Origin of the sequence: Anaerovibrio sp. (genome assembly GCF_045637405.1) — a bacterium.
GTDB lineage: Bacteria > Bacillota > Negativicutes > Selenomonadales > Selenomonadaceae > Anaerovibrio.
In genome coordinates, this window is sequence record NZ_JAZTZI010000100.1 from 34,882 (window position 1) to 50,990 (window position 16,109).

Here is a 16,109-nt window from a genome sequence, read left to right on the forward strand (position 1 = left end):
TTTTTACAATTTTTTTGGAAACAATCAATCTTATTTTGCTGATATTGGAAGCACACAGCTCCTGCTACTGTCCAAAGGCAAGGCCACAATCATTTCTGTCCCCTTGCCAGACTGGCTTTGGCAAGCAATCTGACCGCCCAACAGCTCAAGAATACGCTTAACAATGGATAGGCCCAGTCCATGCCCCTTTTCCTGATGTGATTCATCGCATTGATAAAACCGTTCAAAGATATGGGCCTGCTTATCCTCAGGAATGCCAATACCCTCATCCCGAATGCGTACACATACATAATTAGGTGTAGACTCGCCCGTAACATGAATTGTACTTCCCTTTATCGAATACTTAATTGCATTGTCGATAAGGTTTAACCATACCTGCTTAGTCATATCCGAATCACTTTTAACATGCATGGCAGGCAAATCCATAGCAAAGGAAATCTCCTTGTCTTCCCAACGCTCAGCCAGTAGAATTACACACTGCCTTATCTGCTCATCTACGTCAATGTCCTCATGATGCATGACAATGGCCTGAGCATCCAGCCGGGATAGCCGCAGAAGATTTTCTGCCAATCTGGACAGACGCAAGGCCTCCTCATGCACTAGAGATGTATACTCGCGTCGTTCCTCCTCTGACAAGCCATTCTCTAAAAGAATTTCGGAAAACCCTACAATAGAGGCTAACGGCGTTTTAAATTCATGAGAAACGCTACCCGTAAAGCCTTTTTGCATGTGGTCAATGCTTTGCAGCTCCTTGGCCATACGATTGAAATTCTCAATCAGCTGCACGCCTTCCTCCGTACTGACCAGATTTTCTGGCTGGGGCACACGCACAGCAAAATCCCCCTTGGCGATACGCCCCGTAGCCTCTACCACAGACTGCGCCGGACGAATGTAAAAACCGGCCTCCCAGGCCAATAGTAATGCGCTGGAAATTAGTGTAAACAGGCTACAAGTAATTAATGCTACTGGTAAATCCAGTTCCAATCCTACCACTTCGTCCAAAATATAAACCAATATACTGGACACCCCACAACAAACAGCCAGGGTCAGCAATGTGGACAAGCTGTGATAAAGACGAAGAGGCAAAATGATTTTTCCATTTTCTGCATTTTTCCGCCATAAACTCATAGGGACTACTCCTTAAACACCGCTTTATAACCCAATCCACGAACCGTTTCAATAACAAAATCAGGATGATCAGTAAAGCGATGACGCAATTTTTTGATGTGGGCATCCACATTACGACTATCCGTTTCCTTGTCTACTCCCCAAATCTCATCCAAAAGCTCCTGACGAGTAAATATCCTCCCCGGCTGATTTAGCAATTTAAACAACAGATAAAACTCCTTAGGTGGCAAAATATCCACCTGTTCTCCTGTCTGTACCGTCAATGAACTATAATCCAGCACAGTACCACGAATTGTTAAGTGTTTTTCACTCATTAGCTGGGCCCGGCGTAACAATGCCTCCACCCTCAGTAAAAGCTCCCGCAGCTTGATAGGTTTTACCATATAATCATCTGTGCCAGCCCGAAAGCCCTTTTCCATATCCTCCATCTGCCCTTTAGCTGTAATAATAAGAATAGGCAAGGTCATCTTTGCCCCCCGCAGGGCAGAGGTTAGCTCCAAGCCATCCATTCGGGGCATCATAACATCACTGATAATCAAATCAATGTGTTCCTTCTCTATAATATCCAAGGCCTCCTGGCCATCAAAGGCTGGAAAGACCTGATACTGGGCCTGCTTTAGCTTGGTGCATATCATACGATTGAGATTTTTATCATCCTCAGCCACTAATATAGAAAACATATACCGCCCTCCACCACATTGAAAATACTTTTGATTAGAATCATAATCACCGTATGTGACTTCAATATGACTTTTTCCATCCAATTTTTCTAACAAATTCGTGACATACAGCCATTTATCCTGCATGAAATAAGATATTTAATAAATCGCCATTTTTGAGCGATAGCGTTATAATAGTGACAATGATGTGTGTAAGTAACAGGAGAATTACCATGATGTATTCAGTGGATTGCCAGAAAAATTTTATTACTATCGAGGAGTTTAAAGGAAAATACCAGAATCGGGAAAAGTTTCTGGCATACTGTAAGGAATGCCCCAGATACAACAATACCTGGTCCTGCCCGCCTCTTGCCTTTGATGTCAACGAGTATTTAGATAAATATACTTATGTCTATGTGGTCTGTGCCAAAATAACCCTAACTGATCAAGTTATTCGTGAAGCAGATACCCCTGACAAGGTAAAGGATATGGGTTGGAAAATTCTATGTGATGTAAAAGCTAATCTGGAGGAAAAGCTCCGGAGCATGGAACGATTGGTTCCAGAAAGTATCTCCCTATCCTCTGGTGGCTGTAACAATTGTAGTATATGCACCCGAAAAGATGGTATTCCATGCAGACTGCCCGACAAAATGCGCTATTCCATGGATGCCTTTGGCTTTGACCTTACAGCTATCACCAAGGACCTGTTTGATATTGATATTCAATGGTGCAAGGATAGTCTGCCAAAATATTTTACCCTTATCCACGGTCTGCTGACTAAGAGTAAAGTGAAGGATGAGCTTTGGAATTTTTAACAAAAAAGCTGTATGAACGTCATGCTCATACAGCTTTTCTTTTGCTTAAAAATACAATTATTCTGTAATTTTTATTGTCACATCGCCATGTGACAATAAATCTGTCATTTCCTGCTGGGATAAATTAATATGTCCTAATCGGGTATATGCCCAAGAATTTGAACCATAAAAAATTACTATTTTATCACCAGAGTATAAAACAATATCCCCATATTGGGTAGTTGTCGGTGTATCATTTCGAATTAAGCTATGACCTATAGAGCCCACCTGTTCAAAGCCACCATACATTGACATTTTGATGGTTAAAGGCAATAGCTTTTTTAGATTTTCCGTAGATGGATTTTGTTCCCAACTAACCGGAACCTCGAGATTATTAATCATCATTTTCATAGCCATTTCCTTATTCTGTTCTGATTTAACCAGCATATTATTCTGGACAGACTGCCCATGGCTTTCAACCACAGAATTTTCACCAGTAATCTGATTTGCCGAACAGCCTGACAGTAAAATCAGCATCGTTAGGCCTGCTACGCCCAATATTTTACTCTTAATCATAAGAAACTCTCCTCGAGCAAGGCTAGTACATCATTTTAAATGTTTTTTCCGGCCGTCAATGCTGTTTCTAATACAGCATTTCCTGCAATTTCTCCCACTTCGGTTACACCACCACAAAAAATTGTATCCTTCAGCTGAGCCTTCTCAAAGCAATCTATCCAGCCCTGTATACCAGTGCGTGTCCCAGCTACCGTTGATTCTTCATCCTCAGCGGCTGTAGCCAGTAAGTAAACATCACGGAATCGATAATCTGAAGGAAATAGTGGATTGGCTCTATCCAACAGGGTCTTAAGCTGCCCACACATGCCATAATAGTACACTGGCGTAGCGAAAACCAATACATCCGCCTGCTTCATTTTTCCCACTATATCATTGGCATCATCATCAATTACGCATTTAAAAGTTTTTTGGCAAGTAAAACAGCCCACACAAAATCCTAAAACTTTATCTCGTAGTGTGATTTGTTCCACATCATGACCGGCAATCTTTGCTCCTTGACCAAAGGCGGAGGCCAATGCCTCTGAATTACTGTTTTTCCTCAAGCTGGAGGAAATAATTACAACACGTTTACTCATTTTCTCTCCTTAAAAAATAATACACAACAATGTAGCTTCAATAATTCGTTTTATTTTAATTTATTATATTCAGCTGCATCTACAGCTTCGCACCATTCACTGGAGGTATTTTCCCCTGGTACTTCTATAGCCAAATGCTGGAAGGCCGAGTTTGGAGCAGCACCATGCCAATGCTTTACATTCGCAGGAATATGCACCACATCACCTGGCTTAAGCTCCTGAGGAGCCTTGCCCCATTCCTGATAATAGCCGCGACCAGCAGTAACGAGCAGCATTTGTCCGCCGCCCTTATCTGCATGATGGATGTGCCAATGGTTGCGACAGCCTGGCTCAAAGGTAACATTGCCAATAATGACTTGATCCATGGACAGCATATTTAAATAGCTGGTACCATCAAAATACTGAGCATAATTTACATTTTTGCCCCCTACCGGGAATAGGCTGGTAGCCATAATATTTCCCAGTGTTTCATTGCCTGAAGTGGTTTCATTATTAACTATCATTACTTCTTCCTCCATTCAATATAAACAAATTATTTATAATAATTCCAACCAAAACATACAATCCCAGCAAGCAGGCCAGCAATATGGCATAGGCCCCCCCTGGCAATGAGGTGGCTGCTGTAGCAAAAATATGCTTCATCAACAGCCGATTGCCTACCTGATTTATTATGGAACTGTAAATTCCAACGATGATGATTATTGCCACCAGACAATATTTATACCATGGACGGATCCAAACTGATTTATCAATATTCAGCCCCTTCTTCCATTGTCCTAGCCATTATCCGCCAATTCTGGACGTACGCTGTCATTCTTCTGCTCCACAGTAGCACGGGTAGTTTCATCATTATAATTTAAATCATCCTTGCTATAAGGCTTAGCTGGACGGATTTCGTACAAATCAGCTCCCAGGGCTTTAGCTGTGTTTTCAGCCAGTTGCTTGCTATTACCTGTGGCGGAAAAATATGCAACTCTTTTTCATTCTCTTCATCCTTTCTAAAACACTTCACATTAACAGTTATCATTCATAACACCAAAGGCCGGAGCTCATACAAAAGCCCCGGCTTGGTATCTATTCTGTCATTTCATATTCTTCTTGAAGAAGTCTTCAATTTTATCAAATGGAATTTTATCCATATTATCGTACAAATCAATGTGAGATGCTTCTGGAACAATCACCAGCTCCTTGTTATCTCCCTTCAGCTTTTTGAAGGCATCATCACCGAAATAACGGGAATGAGCCTTTTCACCATGAAGAACCATCACAGCACTTTGAATTTCATCGCTGTACTGTAAAATCGGCATGGTCATAAGGGAAAGCCCAGAAGTCATATTCCAACCACCGTTGGAGTTAAGGGAACGTGGATGATAGCCCCGCTTGGTCTTGTAATATGTAAAATAATCCTTTACAAACCAAGGTGCATCCTCTGGCAATACATCAGGAACACCACCGGCATTTTTATAATAACCATTTCTGTAGTCTTCTGTACGCTGATTATTCAATGCCTGACGGTTGGCATAGCGCTCCTTGGCTAAGGTATCAGCATCCTTTTCATAATCAAAATAGCCATTGGCACTGACTCTGGTCATATCATACATGGTAGAAGCCACCGTAGCCTTAATCCTGGTATCCATAGAAGCAGCATTAATTGCCATACCGCCCCAACCACAAATCCCGATTATACCAATACGTTCCGGATCTACATTTTCCTGAGTGGAAAGGAAATCCACTGCAGCTGAGAAATCCTCGGTATTTATATCCGGCGAAGCCACATAACGTGGTGTTCCACCGCTTTCACCGGTAAATGAAGGATCAAAGGCAATAGTCAAATAACCTCTTTTCGCCATCTCCTGAGCATAGAGGCCAGATGACTGCTCCTTTACTGCTCCAAATGGTCCGCTCACCGCTAAAGCCGCCATTTTCCCATTTGCTTCTTTGGGAATGTACATATCAGCGGCCAAGGTAATTCCATACCGATTTACAAAGGTTACCTTTTTATGATTTACCGCATCACTTTTGGCAAAAACCTTATCCCATTCACTGGTGAGATTAAGTTTTTCTGCCTTTATAACACGATCCGTTTGCTTTTCAGCACTATGCATAATACTTCCCTCCTGCACTGCTGCCTCAGTATTTATTCCTACAGTCATCACTCCTGCACATAACATAGCTGCCATAAGCCGTCTAAGCGCTTTTTTCATGTAGTTTACCTCCTCAACCACCACTATCTTTATCGATGGTCCTAGTATAACAAAGGCAGTTTACCAATACAAATACTTATAACAAATACATATCTATGCTTCCTAGTAATACATATTGGTTTCTTAATTTATGAAATATATCTCCTTATTATTTTCAGAATCAACAGATGGAATATTGTTATCACAGGAGGCGTTTTTTACTAAGACTAGGCTTAAAAGTCAGTTTTTTCAGCGGCAGCTGCAAGCCTGGCTATTTTAATACTGGTCTTCCATCCTCCCCAATTCTATAATAGAGGAACCCCACATCACCGCTATCCATATCCAGATTTGTCATGGCAAAGGAATCCGGATCAGCTATTGGGTAGAAAATACATTCAGAATTCTTATATTCCTTTATCTGAATAAAATTATTCGGAATATCTCCCCGTCTGGTAAGCCACTGATACAATGGCACAGCAACCGGCGCACTGGAGGTAATATCATATATTCTGGTTCTTTCCCACACCTGTCCTTCATCTACTCCATCAACATAAATATAACGCCGACCGTCTGCCAGGCAGATTAACTGCGACCGTATATCCATGCTCTTTTTTTCATCTTTAATGCTGTATGGGCCTGACTGAACCACAATTCCATCATCTACATCATTAATACACAGGGAAGATCCACTGCCATCAGGAAACAGGGTACGAACTGGCATATACGTATAAAGCTCCATACAGTATGATGCAGGGCGTTTGCGATATTTTAACTTAAACAACTCAGGAAATTCATCCATAAAAATTGTGGAAGTAAACATCCCCTCCGCATAAGAGCCTATGGCATAAGGGTTAAAATAAACCGTAATGCCCCATGGATCCAGAGTCCAAGGAATAACATCATCCTTAATCATTTTTTCAACAGTTTCCTGCATTAAGGTACTGTTGCTTTCCATAAAAGAAGCATTTGGATAATCCCGACGCAACTGATTTTCCACAGCTGCAATCAAAAGGCTTTTATCTTTAATGACATCCTTTAATTTTAGCTCCTTGCCACTTTGGGCGTCAAAATTTCGACCCCATACACCATACATACCATGAACACCGCCCTCATAGGAGTGGCAAAACTCCAAAAGACTTACGGCCATAGTATCGGACCGTCTGATATATACCTTCTTCGTTGCTTCATACACTGGAAAGAAGGTGGAGCCACCTTCCTTGCGCATTACCTTTTCTCCGGTAGCTTCCTTTATCATCCCAGCCCTAATATCTTCGTACTTTTTTAATTCCTGAGTATTATAGTTATTCAGGGCCTTTTTTAGTGCCTCCACGCCCAAAGCCTGCCCCGAATCAACCATGTCCACAGTGGCAATGGACGAATGCAATACCTCTCCCTCTTCATCACTATCCACTGCAGTTTTGGTAGTTACATAAAGCTGTACAGGTTTTATTGATGCATCCACAAAAATTTCCGTAGCTGCCTCGCCTACAGCCATAAATCCAGTAGTCAGCATCGTGATACCCAACAGAAAACTAAAAAAAATCCGCTTTATATTCATTTTTATCCCTCCTTGAGGTGATATATTCGATATTTATGCGCTTATTCCTTTATATACCCATTCCTGCTTCATCAAAACAACAAACTCCTCCCATGGCCAACAGGTAGAATACTGTTATCACAGGAGGAGTTTTTTCAGGAGAGGTAAGTTTTATGAAGGTATAATTTTTTGAATGAAATGAAGGTTAATTTTTAGCAGGATGCACTCTGCTTGGAGAATCCCTTATCAGAAAGGCTGTAGCTGCCATCCCCGAACTGAACTGTATCAATATGGTCAGCTGAAGTAAACCAATCAGAAAGGGTAACCGTATTAGTTGCAGCAGAACCGGTCTGCTGATAGGAAATAACCAAATCGTCGAAGTCCTGAGAAATGGTATATTCCTTTTCGTTAAAGGCATTGGTGAACTGAATAACGTCATTGGAAGCTCCGCCAACGATGGTATCATGACCAAAGGTGTTACCAAATACATAAGTGTCCTTGCCCTTGCCACCTACCATCAGATCGTCGCCCTTGCCGGAATGCAGGGTATCATCACCCTTGGAGCCCAGCATAATGGTGCCTTTGTACTTATCGTCAGCATTGGCATTAACATCACCACTGCCAGCTTGAACATTAAACAGTACATCATCTACATAAAGTCTGCCATTGGTAAATTGCATGTCAATGTTACCGCTGTTCTTGGCAAAGGAATCAAAGGCATCCTTGAAGGTTACGCTGGCTGCTTTGTCACCAAGATTATCCGTCATAACAAGGTCATCACCGTTTTCAGACCAACGCATATGCTGGAAGCGGATTTCATCTGCAAAGTTCATAAGTACATTGCTGTCCTTGGCCATAGTGCCCTCAAAAATAACTGTATCGTTGCCGAAGTTTGAGTAGTTACGCTCCCACTTAAGCTGAGCATTACCCTGAGCACCATCGCGGATTACCATGGTATCGTTACCCTCGTTGCCACAGAGGAAATCATTACCCTTGGACCATACTAACGTATCGTCACCATGACCGCCAAAGAGCAAATCGCTGCCCTCGCCACCGTCAAGGTAATCATTGCCATCTCCACCGAAGAGGATATCGTTACCAGCACCACCATGGAGGCTATCATCCCCATTTTCGCCTGCAAGATAATCGTCTCCACTGCCGCCTACAATATAATCATCGCCATGACCGCCGGCCAAAATGCTGCCTACATTGCCGCCCTTAATAACATCGTTGCCATCACCAGCGTATACCTGAGTAGCCTGGTCACCAGCCTCGATATAATCATTTTCAGAAGTACCGAACATGGTTACCTCCGGCAGGGACAATGAAGATCCTTCCCATACCTTGCGTGGCTCACCATAGGCTCTGTAGACTGCACTGCCCAGACCGATAATGCTAGGATCCTTGAAGCCTACAGCAGTACCAGACCACAATACAGCGGACTGATCAGGCTCATGGCGATCAAAGCGGGTTGCCTCAATGTTGCCAAAGCCCAACTCATCTGTAAGCTCAGGTGTAACAAAATGCTTTCTGTTTACACCATCCACTACATCATATTCCAGATCCTGCATATCCTCACGGGTAGTCATAAGATACGGAACAATAATAGATACACCGATATGACCGTCCTTTTCAGGGTCAGCATCATAGTTTACAGCACCTACAGGATCCTGCACCGTAATCATATTGGTAACAAAGCTGAAATCACGGGCTTTGAAGGTGTCAACGATAGCTTTGGCCTCCTTGGCACGATCCACCATGCTGCCGCTATGAAGACTAACCACATTTCCACTAGGCAAATGAATGGATTTACCGGCCAAAAGCTGCTCCTGAGCGTAAAGCTTCAAGTGCTTCAGCATACCAGGGCCAGCCTCTGCCAAAGTAGGAAGGGCAACACCGGTATCAATGTAATACATGCCTGGAAGCATCTGGGCCAAACCGCCGCCCAGAGAGTGGCCTGCAAAGGAAATATTGTAGCCATTATCAACAAATGTATTGGAGATATCCGCTACAATTGTCTTAAATTCCTCATATCCCTCACGCATTTGTGGTGGTATAATCCCAAGGCCAATTTCAGCATCTGTAAGACCATCCTTGCAAATCCACAGGGTACTGAGATCACTGTTAGGCTGGGTGCCCTCGAGAGTTACTACAACCTGCTTATCAGCCTCATTAACATAGGTGCGGCAATTAAAGCCATGGGTGGTTTCAATATCGTTATATTGGGTCCACTTGTCCATAAGCTCCTGATTGTACTTGAAACGTCCCTGATAAATCATCCAGGACATCTCGCCAATAGAAGCACCAGTGTTAAATTTTGAGGTAATAACAGCCCCCTCTGCCTGGCTGACAGCATTATCCTGTCTTTCAAAATGCATTGGAGCACTGTTACCGGCAAACCCGTTGAACACCTTCAACATACCATCCTTGGTAATGCCAAAAATGCCCTTAACGAAATTAGCCGTATCCCGAACCGGATGTGGACCATGGTGTCCCCAAACTGCTACCTTGGCATCGTTGATTACCATATCCAAGGTCCCCTTAGGATCAGAGATTACCCTTTCGCCCACCGCCACAGCAGTGTCTGCCAGCTGCTGCATGGCAGTATGCCGTTTTGCAGCATTTAACTCTGCCTGAGAACGCTCAGTGGCACTTTCGTAATAATCACCTCCTTCCCAAAATTCCTCCAGACCGTTTACGATCCTCGATAATAATGCCATCTTTCTTTTCCCCCTTACAAGAAATAAAATTTATAATGCAACAGCGCGTTATAACGAGGTATATGGCATCTTTACCTCGTTATTGCTGTTCCATCCATAATGAATGGTATAAACCTCCCTTTTCCAGCAGGTCGTCATGACTCCCCTCTTCTGCTACCATGCCCTGGGAAATAACAAATATTTTATCGCACTTCATTACAGTCTTTAGCCTGTGAGCTATCATAATGACCGTGCGTCCTTTGGCAAACTTCGCCAAATTACTCATAATACTGTGCTCTGAGGCATAATCCAATGCACTGGTTGCCTCATCCCAAATCAATATTTTAGGATTTGTAATAAGTGCCCTGGCTATAGCCACCCTCTGGCGCTGTCCCCCTGACAAATTACCGCCTCTTTCTCCCACATTGGTGTTAAAGCCATCAGGCATATCCTGCAAAAAATCCATGACCCCGGCCATTCTGGCCGTCTGGACAATTTCCTGCTCAGTTGCATCCGGCTTGGCAGCCGCAATGTTTTCGGCAATAGTGCCATTAAACAGAAAACTCTCCTGCAAGACCACCCCAATCTGCCGTCTAAGCCATGCAGGCTCCATCTGGGCCATATCCACTCCATCCACCAGTACCCGACCAGCTTCCGGTGAATAGAGGAGCTGCATCAGCCTGGTTATTGTACTCTTGCCTGACCCTGACGGGCCCACAATACCCACACAGGTGCCCTCAGAAATGCTGAGGGATATATGCCTTAACACCTGGTTTCCTTCATCACTGTAGCGAAAGGACACATTGTCCAGCTCCAGACGCCCCCGTAAAGAGGGCAGTACAGAACGATTAGGATTAAAGGTGGCCTCAGCGGGGCTGTCCATTATATCCCCTAGCTTATCCAAAGAAACCTTGGCCTGCTGAAAGCTCTGCCATGCAGAGAATATTCTCATAACGGGTGTTACCACCATTCCCGCCAGCATCTGAAATGCAATAAGCTGACCGATACTAAGCTGATTTTCCATTACAAGATAAGCACCATACCAAAGTATTGAAAGCATGAACAGCTGCTGATACAGACCACCTACACTGCCCACTCCATTTACCAGATTGGCAATAGCCTTATTTGATTTTACAAATCCATTTAGAAGTTTCTCCCACTTTTGCTCCATAAGTCCTTCCACAGCATGATGCTTCACGGTTTCAATACCCGTAACTGTTTCAATTATGTAGGACTGGGTTGCCGCATTGGCGGCAAAATTTTCATTTAAACGCTTTCTATATATGGGAATAATCGCCAGATTGAGCAGGGTGTAGCACGGAACTGCCACCAATACTATTAGTGTCAGCTCCACACTATAATGAAGCATTACCACCATATAAATAATGGCAAATACGGCATCCAGTACCAGGGTAACCCCGGTACCTGTTATGAACTGACGTACCTTTTCCAGCTCCCGTATTCTTGTTACCACATCCCCTGATGTCCAATTGTTATAAAATGATGTCTGCAAAAACATCAAATGCTTAAACAATCTGGCACTCAACTCTGCATCCGCCTTGTTGGCAATATTGGTAAAAATATAGCTTCTAAAGCCTCCCAAAACCAGCTGAAACAGCATTACCATAGCCATGCCGCCAACCATAATATCCAAAGTAGATACACTGTTATGTACCAGTACATCATCTATAATAATCTGAGTAAAAAAAGGGCTTAACAGGCCAAATAGCTGCAATAATACAGACAACAGCATTACTTTTGCAAGCTGGGGCCAATATTTACGAAGGACGCTGACAAACCAGGAAAAGCCTATTCCCTGTACCTCATCAGTAATGCCATCATATGCAAACAGTATAGAAGTTCCATCCCACTGCTGCAGCTTTTCCATAGGAGCCTGTTCCATAAGTCCATGGTAAGGATTGTAAAATACTATTTGATCAGCATGACTTTTGACTACAACAATATGCTCATTCTGCCCTATACGGGCAATAAAAGGCGTTGGTAAAGATTTTAGGTGATTTTTCTCGGCCTTTATCTGCTGTGCCCTAAACCCCAATTCCCTGCTGGCCCTTATGAGCTCTGTCAGGGACAATGGCTTCCCCTCAGCAGCATAGGCCCGTTTTAACTGATTTTCCTGTATAGCCTTGCCGTGAATACTCAACACCACTACCAGACACTTAAGCAGGGAATCCATTTTTATTTCTCCCATCCCAAGTCTCCTTATCTCTCACGTAATGCTTCACTTTTATAACGTCGGAATGGGTCCAGGAAAAACTCAATAATCCGTTTTTGCCGTATTTTAATTTCAGCACTGGCGGTCATTCCTGATGAAATATCTGCCACTCTATCAACGAGCTGAAATTCCGGCTTGTCCAGCTCTATAGTTACCCTGTAACGGCGCCCCTTGTCTTTGTCCTCCATGGCATCAGGACTGATCTGCATTACATGGCCGCTTAGGGTTCCAAATTTTTGGAAGCTGAAGGCCTCAACTTTTACCTCTGCCTCCTGGCCTTCCTGTACAAAACCAATATCGCGGTTTTGAACCCAGGCCTCCACTTCCATACGGGCATCTTCAGGGACCACTTCCAGAATAGCCTGTGCCGGCGTTACCACACCGCCCTCAGTATGAACGCTTAAATGGGCTACCTTGCCATCAATAGGTGCCCGCAGCTGTGATAGACGATTTTTTTCATCTGCTTTTTTCAGTTCCTCCTGATACGAAGCCAGCTGTCTGCGGCTCTCCACCAGCATGCCGGTAATTTCCTTGTCATGCTCAGCCCGAACCTCCTCCAGCTGCTGCTCTGCCTGAATCACAGCCCATTGAGCCTGATCGATTTTATGGCTCTGTCCATAAACATCCTGCTCCAGCTCCACAGCCTTTGACTGGTATTCCAGGGCAGTAAAGGTAGAAATGGCATTTTGCTCTGCCAGCTTTGCTACCTTGGTATTTTTTTCCTGAGCGATATCATACAGCCGTGACAGCTTCTCATAGCCTGTTTGTTCCGAGGAAAGGGCTGCCTTCTGCTGCTGGAGATTATATGCTGCCACTGCCAGCTGAGAACGGTAATGGGCCATACGGCTTGCATATAAATTCTGCTGAAAAAGTCTGTCCTGCTTATCCAATGAACTGTTTTCCCCAATAATAAAAGCCTCTCCGCTTTGTTCTGCCAAAAGCCTTTCTATATCAGTCTCGTAGTAGGCAATTTTCTTTTTTAGATTATCCAGATCTGCCTGGGTCATCGTGGTATCCAGCTCCACCAGAAGATCTCCTTGATGAACCAGTTGCCCTTCTGTAACGTAGATTTTTTTAATTACGCCCTTATCCTCAGCCTGTATAACCTTGCTTTCCCCGTTAGGTATTACCTTGCCCTCGGCTACGGCCACCTCATCCACATGGCCAAAGCAAACCCAAAGTACCGCTGATAACAGCAATGCAAAAAGTACCCACAACAGTTTGCGGGCTGCTGGAGCCGGCGGACTGGCCATTGTTTCCAAAACACCCGGTAAAAACTCCCTCTCCTGGGAGGTCAGCTCCTGTGAATCCCCATTTTTTCTGTCAGCCGTCAATCTGTCAATATACAAACGCAGCTTTCTAAACATCATCCTACCTCCTGCTGTCTATATAAGCTGTAATACAGCCCCTTTTTCTCCATTAGCTGGTGGTGGCTTCCCTCTTCCACCAATCGGCCTCTCTCCATAACCAATATCTTGTCGCAATTGACCACAGTAGATAATCTGTGGGCGATAATCAACATGGTACGCCCCTTGGCTATACTATCAAGATTATTCATAACAATACGCTCTGTTTTATAATCGAGAGCACTGGTTGCCTCATCGAAAATTATTATCCTTGGGTTATTCAGCAGGGCTCTTGCAATGGCAACCCTTTGCTTTTGTCCTCCTGATAGGTTGGCTCCCTGTTCTCCCACCTGGGTATCATAGCCATTAGGCAATTCCACAATAAAATCATGAGCCCCCGCCACTGTTGCTGCCCTGATTACTTCTTCAATTGTGGCCCCCGGCCTTGCAAAAGAAATATTCTCTCTTATGGAACCCTTAAACAGTGTGTTTTCCTGCTGCACCACCCCGATATTACTGCGCAGCCAACGACGATCAATTCTCTGCCCCGGCTGCCCGTCAATCAATATCTGCCCCTCACCAGGCAAATATAACTGTTCTACCAGCTTGGTAACAGTACTTTTACCAGACCCGGAAGGACCCACGATACCAATACGCTGTCCTGCCTCCACCTGAAAGCTGACATCTTTTACTGCCGGTTCTTTCTCCACATCATAGGAGAAGGACACTGACTGAAATTCCAGAGCCCCGGACATGGCTTTGGGGCATTCCCCCTGAAGCAGCTCCGGACGACTGTTCATAATATCCCCCAACCTTCGAACCGAAAGCATTGTCTGTTGTGCCTTCTGCCATAAAGCTGAAAGTCTGAACAAAGGCTCGCTACCCTGTCTGGCCAGCATCTGAAAGGCAATCAGCTGACCAATTGTCAAGGTACCATCCATAACCTGATGACCGCCTACCAGCAAAATGAGCAAGGTGGAAAAATTTTGAACTCCTGACGTGGAAGTATTAATTAACAGTCCTAACTTAAAGCTGTTAAACCCAGAGCTGATATTTTCAGCCAGCAATTTTTCCCATCGTTTTATAAATTGCGGCTCTATGGCAAGAGCCTTTACAGTCTGGGCTCCTGTAACAGTTTCTACAAGAAATGCGTTATTAAGCGCACCTGTCTGCCAATATTCTGAAATTCTCTTTTTATAAACCGGCGTAACTATAATATTTATGAGCAAATACAAGGGAGCAGGAAGCAAAGCTAAAATCATAAGGCTCCAGCTGTAATAAGCCATAATGGCAAAAAAAACAATTGAGAAAATACCATCCAAGACAGCCGTTATAGTTGATCCCGTAAGGAACTCTCTTATGCTGCTTAAGGCGGAAACCCGTGTAAGAGTATCTCCAACTCTTCTGACCTCAAAATACCTCAAAGGAAGCCGCAATAAATGATGGACCAGCTGACTGCCCAAAATAATGTCTGCTTTACTGGTAACCGAGGTTTCCAGCAGCTTTCTGGCAATAGACATGGCACAAACAAATAATGCCGAAAAAATCAAGGAAATACCCAATACAGTTAAAGTGGCTATTCCCTGTTGGGCTATAACCTTATCAATAATAACCTGTGTAAAAATTGGCGTTACAATCCCCAAAAGCTGCAAACAAAAGGATGCCAATACCACCTCAAACAGATAAGACTTATATTTAAGCAATACCGGCAAAAACCATGACAAACCAAACCTTCTCTGACCTTTAGACAAAGAAAAAGGCTCCGACACACTCAGACAATACCCACTCCACTGGGAAATAAATCTATCGAGGGTAACGGCTCCCGCTTCACCAGATAACGGATTCATGACCATAATCCGTTGATTATTTCCTTTGCCAAGCACACGCCAGCTTCCATCCTTCATTATGGCCAGTACAGGAGCTTCCAGGGAAGTCAGCTCTTCAGTAGCATAATCCCGTTTTCTGAATCGTAAACCAAGCTCCTTGCCAAGTTTGGCCAGCTCCTTCCAGTCCTGCGGCTTTTTCGTACTGGCAGCCAATAATTTATCTCTTTCAGCCGGAATCCCCTGAAGCTGAATTAAGCAAAAAATTCCTTGCCAAAGTTCATCATATTTTTCAAAGACCATCTTTAATCACCCAAAAAGCATAAAAAAGTTATAAAATATAACTTTTCCTAATGTTTTCATTAAATTGTTTTTAAATCTTATAATCAATAGGCGATAAAGTCAACAATTTTCGCAAAATTGCAACAATAGTCCTGAACGTTTTTCCAATAGTATTAATATTTCGATAATTTACTAATTTCAAGCTATTAACCAGAATAATACAAATACACGTAATCCCTTGAAAATACTGGTATAAGACGATATTTGCACTTGG

The 16,109-nt window shown here is 43.5% G+C and carries 12 protein-coding genes and 1 pseudogene; 1 reads left to right on the forward strand and 12 read right to left on the reverse strand.

The genetic code is table 11. From position 1 onward, the window contains the following. Nucleotides 1-30: 30 nt before the first annotated feature. A complete protein-coding gene (locus ACKI5G_RS07410; RefSeq protein WP_407399077.1) occupies nt 31-1,128 on the reverse strand; it encodes an ATP-binding protein in 1,098 nt (365 codons plus the stop codon). Nucleotides 1,129-1,133: 5 nt separating this feature from the next. After that, entirely contained in the window at nt 1,134-1,808 is a 675-nt protein-coding gene (locus ACKI5G_RS07415) for a response regulator transcription factor (RefSeq protein WP_297964541.1), read from the reverse strand. Between the two features lie 212 nt (nt 1,809-2,020). Between ACKI5G_RS07415 and ACKI5G_RS07420 the strand changes: the two genes are divergently transcribed. Next, the gene (locus ACKI5G_RS07420) at nt 2,021-2,602 is read left to right on the forward strand and encodes a DUF2284 domain-containing protein (protein ID WP_407399079.1); all 582 of its coding nucleotides are present in this window, start codon (nt 2,021-2,023) and stop codon (nt 2,600-2,602) included. Nucleotides 2,603-2,659: 57 nt separating this feature from the next. Here ACKI5G_RS07420 and ACKI5G_RS07425 read toward each other — a convergent pair whose 3' ends face one another. The 10 genes and pseudogenes from ACKI5G_RS07425 to ACKI5G_RS07470 form a co-directional block, all read right to left on the reverse strand. Further along, entirely contained in the window at nt 2,660-3,157 is a 498-nt protein-coding gene (locus ACKI5G_RS07425) for a cyclophilin-like fold protein (protein WP_407399081.1), read from the reverse strand. Between the two features lie 35 nt (nt 3,158-3,192). Next, nucleotides 3,193-3,732 (reverse strand): flavodoxin family protein, encoded by a 540-nt coding sequence (locus ACKI5G_RS07430; RefSeq protein ID WP_407399083.1) that lies wholly within the window; start codon nt 3,730-3,732, stop codon nt 3,193-3,195. Nucleotides 3,733-3,782: 50 nt separating this feature from the next. Next, nucleotides 3,783-4,235: a cupin domain-containing protein gene (locus ACKI5G_RS07435; protein ID WP_407399085.1), complete on the reverse strand. Its 453-nt coding sequence runs from the start codon at nt 4,233-4,235 to the stop codon at nt 3,783-3,785. A 273-nt stretch (nt 4,236-4,508) separates the two neighbouring features. Then, nucleotides 4,509-4,694: pseudogene (locus ACKI5G_RS07440) on the reverse strand (flavodoxin); the annotation flags it as partial. Nucleotides 4,695-4,814: 120 nt separating this feature from the next. Beyond that, the gene (locus ACKI5G_RS07445) at nt 4,815-5,936 is read right to left on the reverse strand and encodes an alpha/beta hydrolase (RefSeq protein ID WP_407399087.1); all 1,122 of its coding nucleotides are present in this window, start codon (nt 5,934-5,936) and stop codon (nt 4,815-4,817) included. 250 nt (nt 5,937-6,186) lie between these two features. Beyond that, entirely contained in the window at nt 6,187-7,473 is a 1,287-nt protein-coding gene (locus tag ACKI5G_RS07450; protein ID WP_407399089.1) for an RsiV family protein, read from the reverse strand. Between the two features lie 191 nt (nt 7,474-7,664). Continuing rightward, nucleotides 7,665-10,172, reverse strand: coding sequence for a hypothetical protein (locus ACKI5G_RS07455; RefSeq protein ID WP_407399091.1), 2,508 nt, complete (start codon nt 10,170-10,172; stop codon nt 7,665-7,667). A gap of 79 nt (nt 10,173-10,251) precedes the next feature. Further along, complete coding sequence (locus ACKI5G_RS07460) at nt 10,252-12,360, reverse strand: peptidase domain-containing ABC transporter (RefSeq protein WP_407399093.1); 2,109 nt, start codon at nt 12,358-12,360, stop codon at nt 10,252-10,254. A gap of 11 nt (nt 12,361-12,371) precedes the next feature. Beyond that, a complete protein-coding gene (locus ACKI5G_RS07465) occupies nt 12,372-13,754 on the reverse strand; it encodes an HlyD family type I secretion periplasmic adaptor subunit (RefSeq protein ID WP_407399095.1) in 1,383 nt (460 codons plus the stop codon). Then, nucleotides 13,751-15,856, reverse strand: a complete 2,106-nt coding sequence (locus ACKI5G_RS07470) for a peptidase domain-containing ABC transporter (protein WP_407399097.1) — start codon at nt 15,854-15,856, stop codon at nt 13,751-13,753. Before ACKI5G_RS07470 ends, ACKI5G_RS07465 begins: the two co-directional genes overlap by 4 nt. Nucleotides 15,857-16,109: the final 253 nt, after the last annotated feature.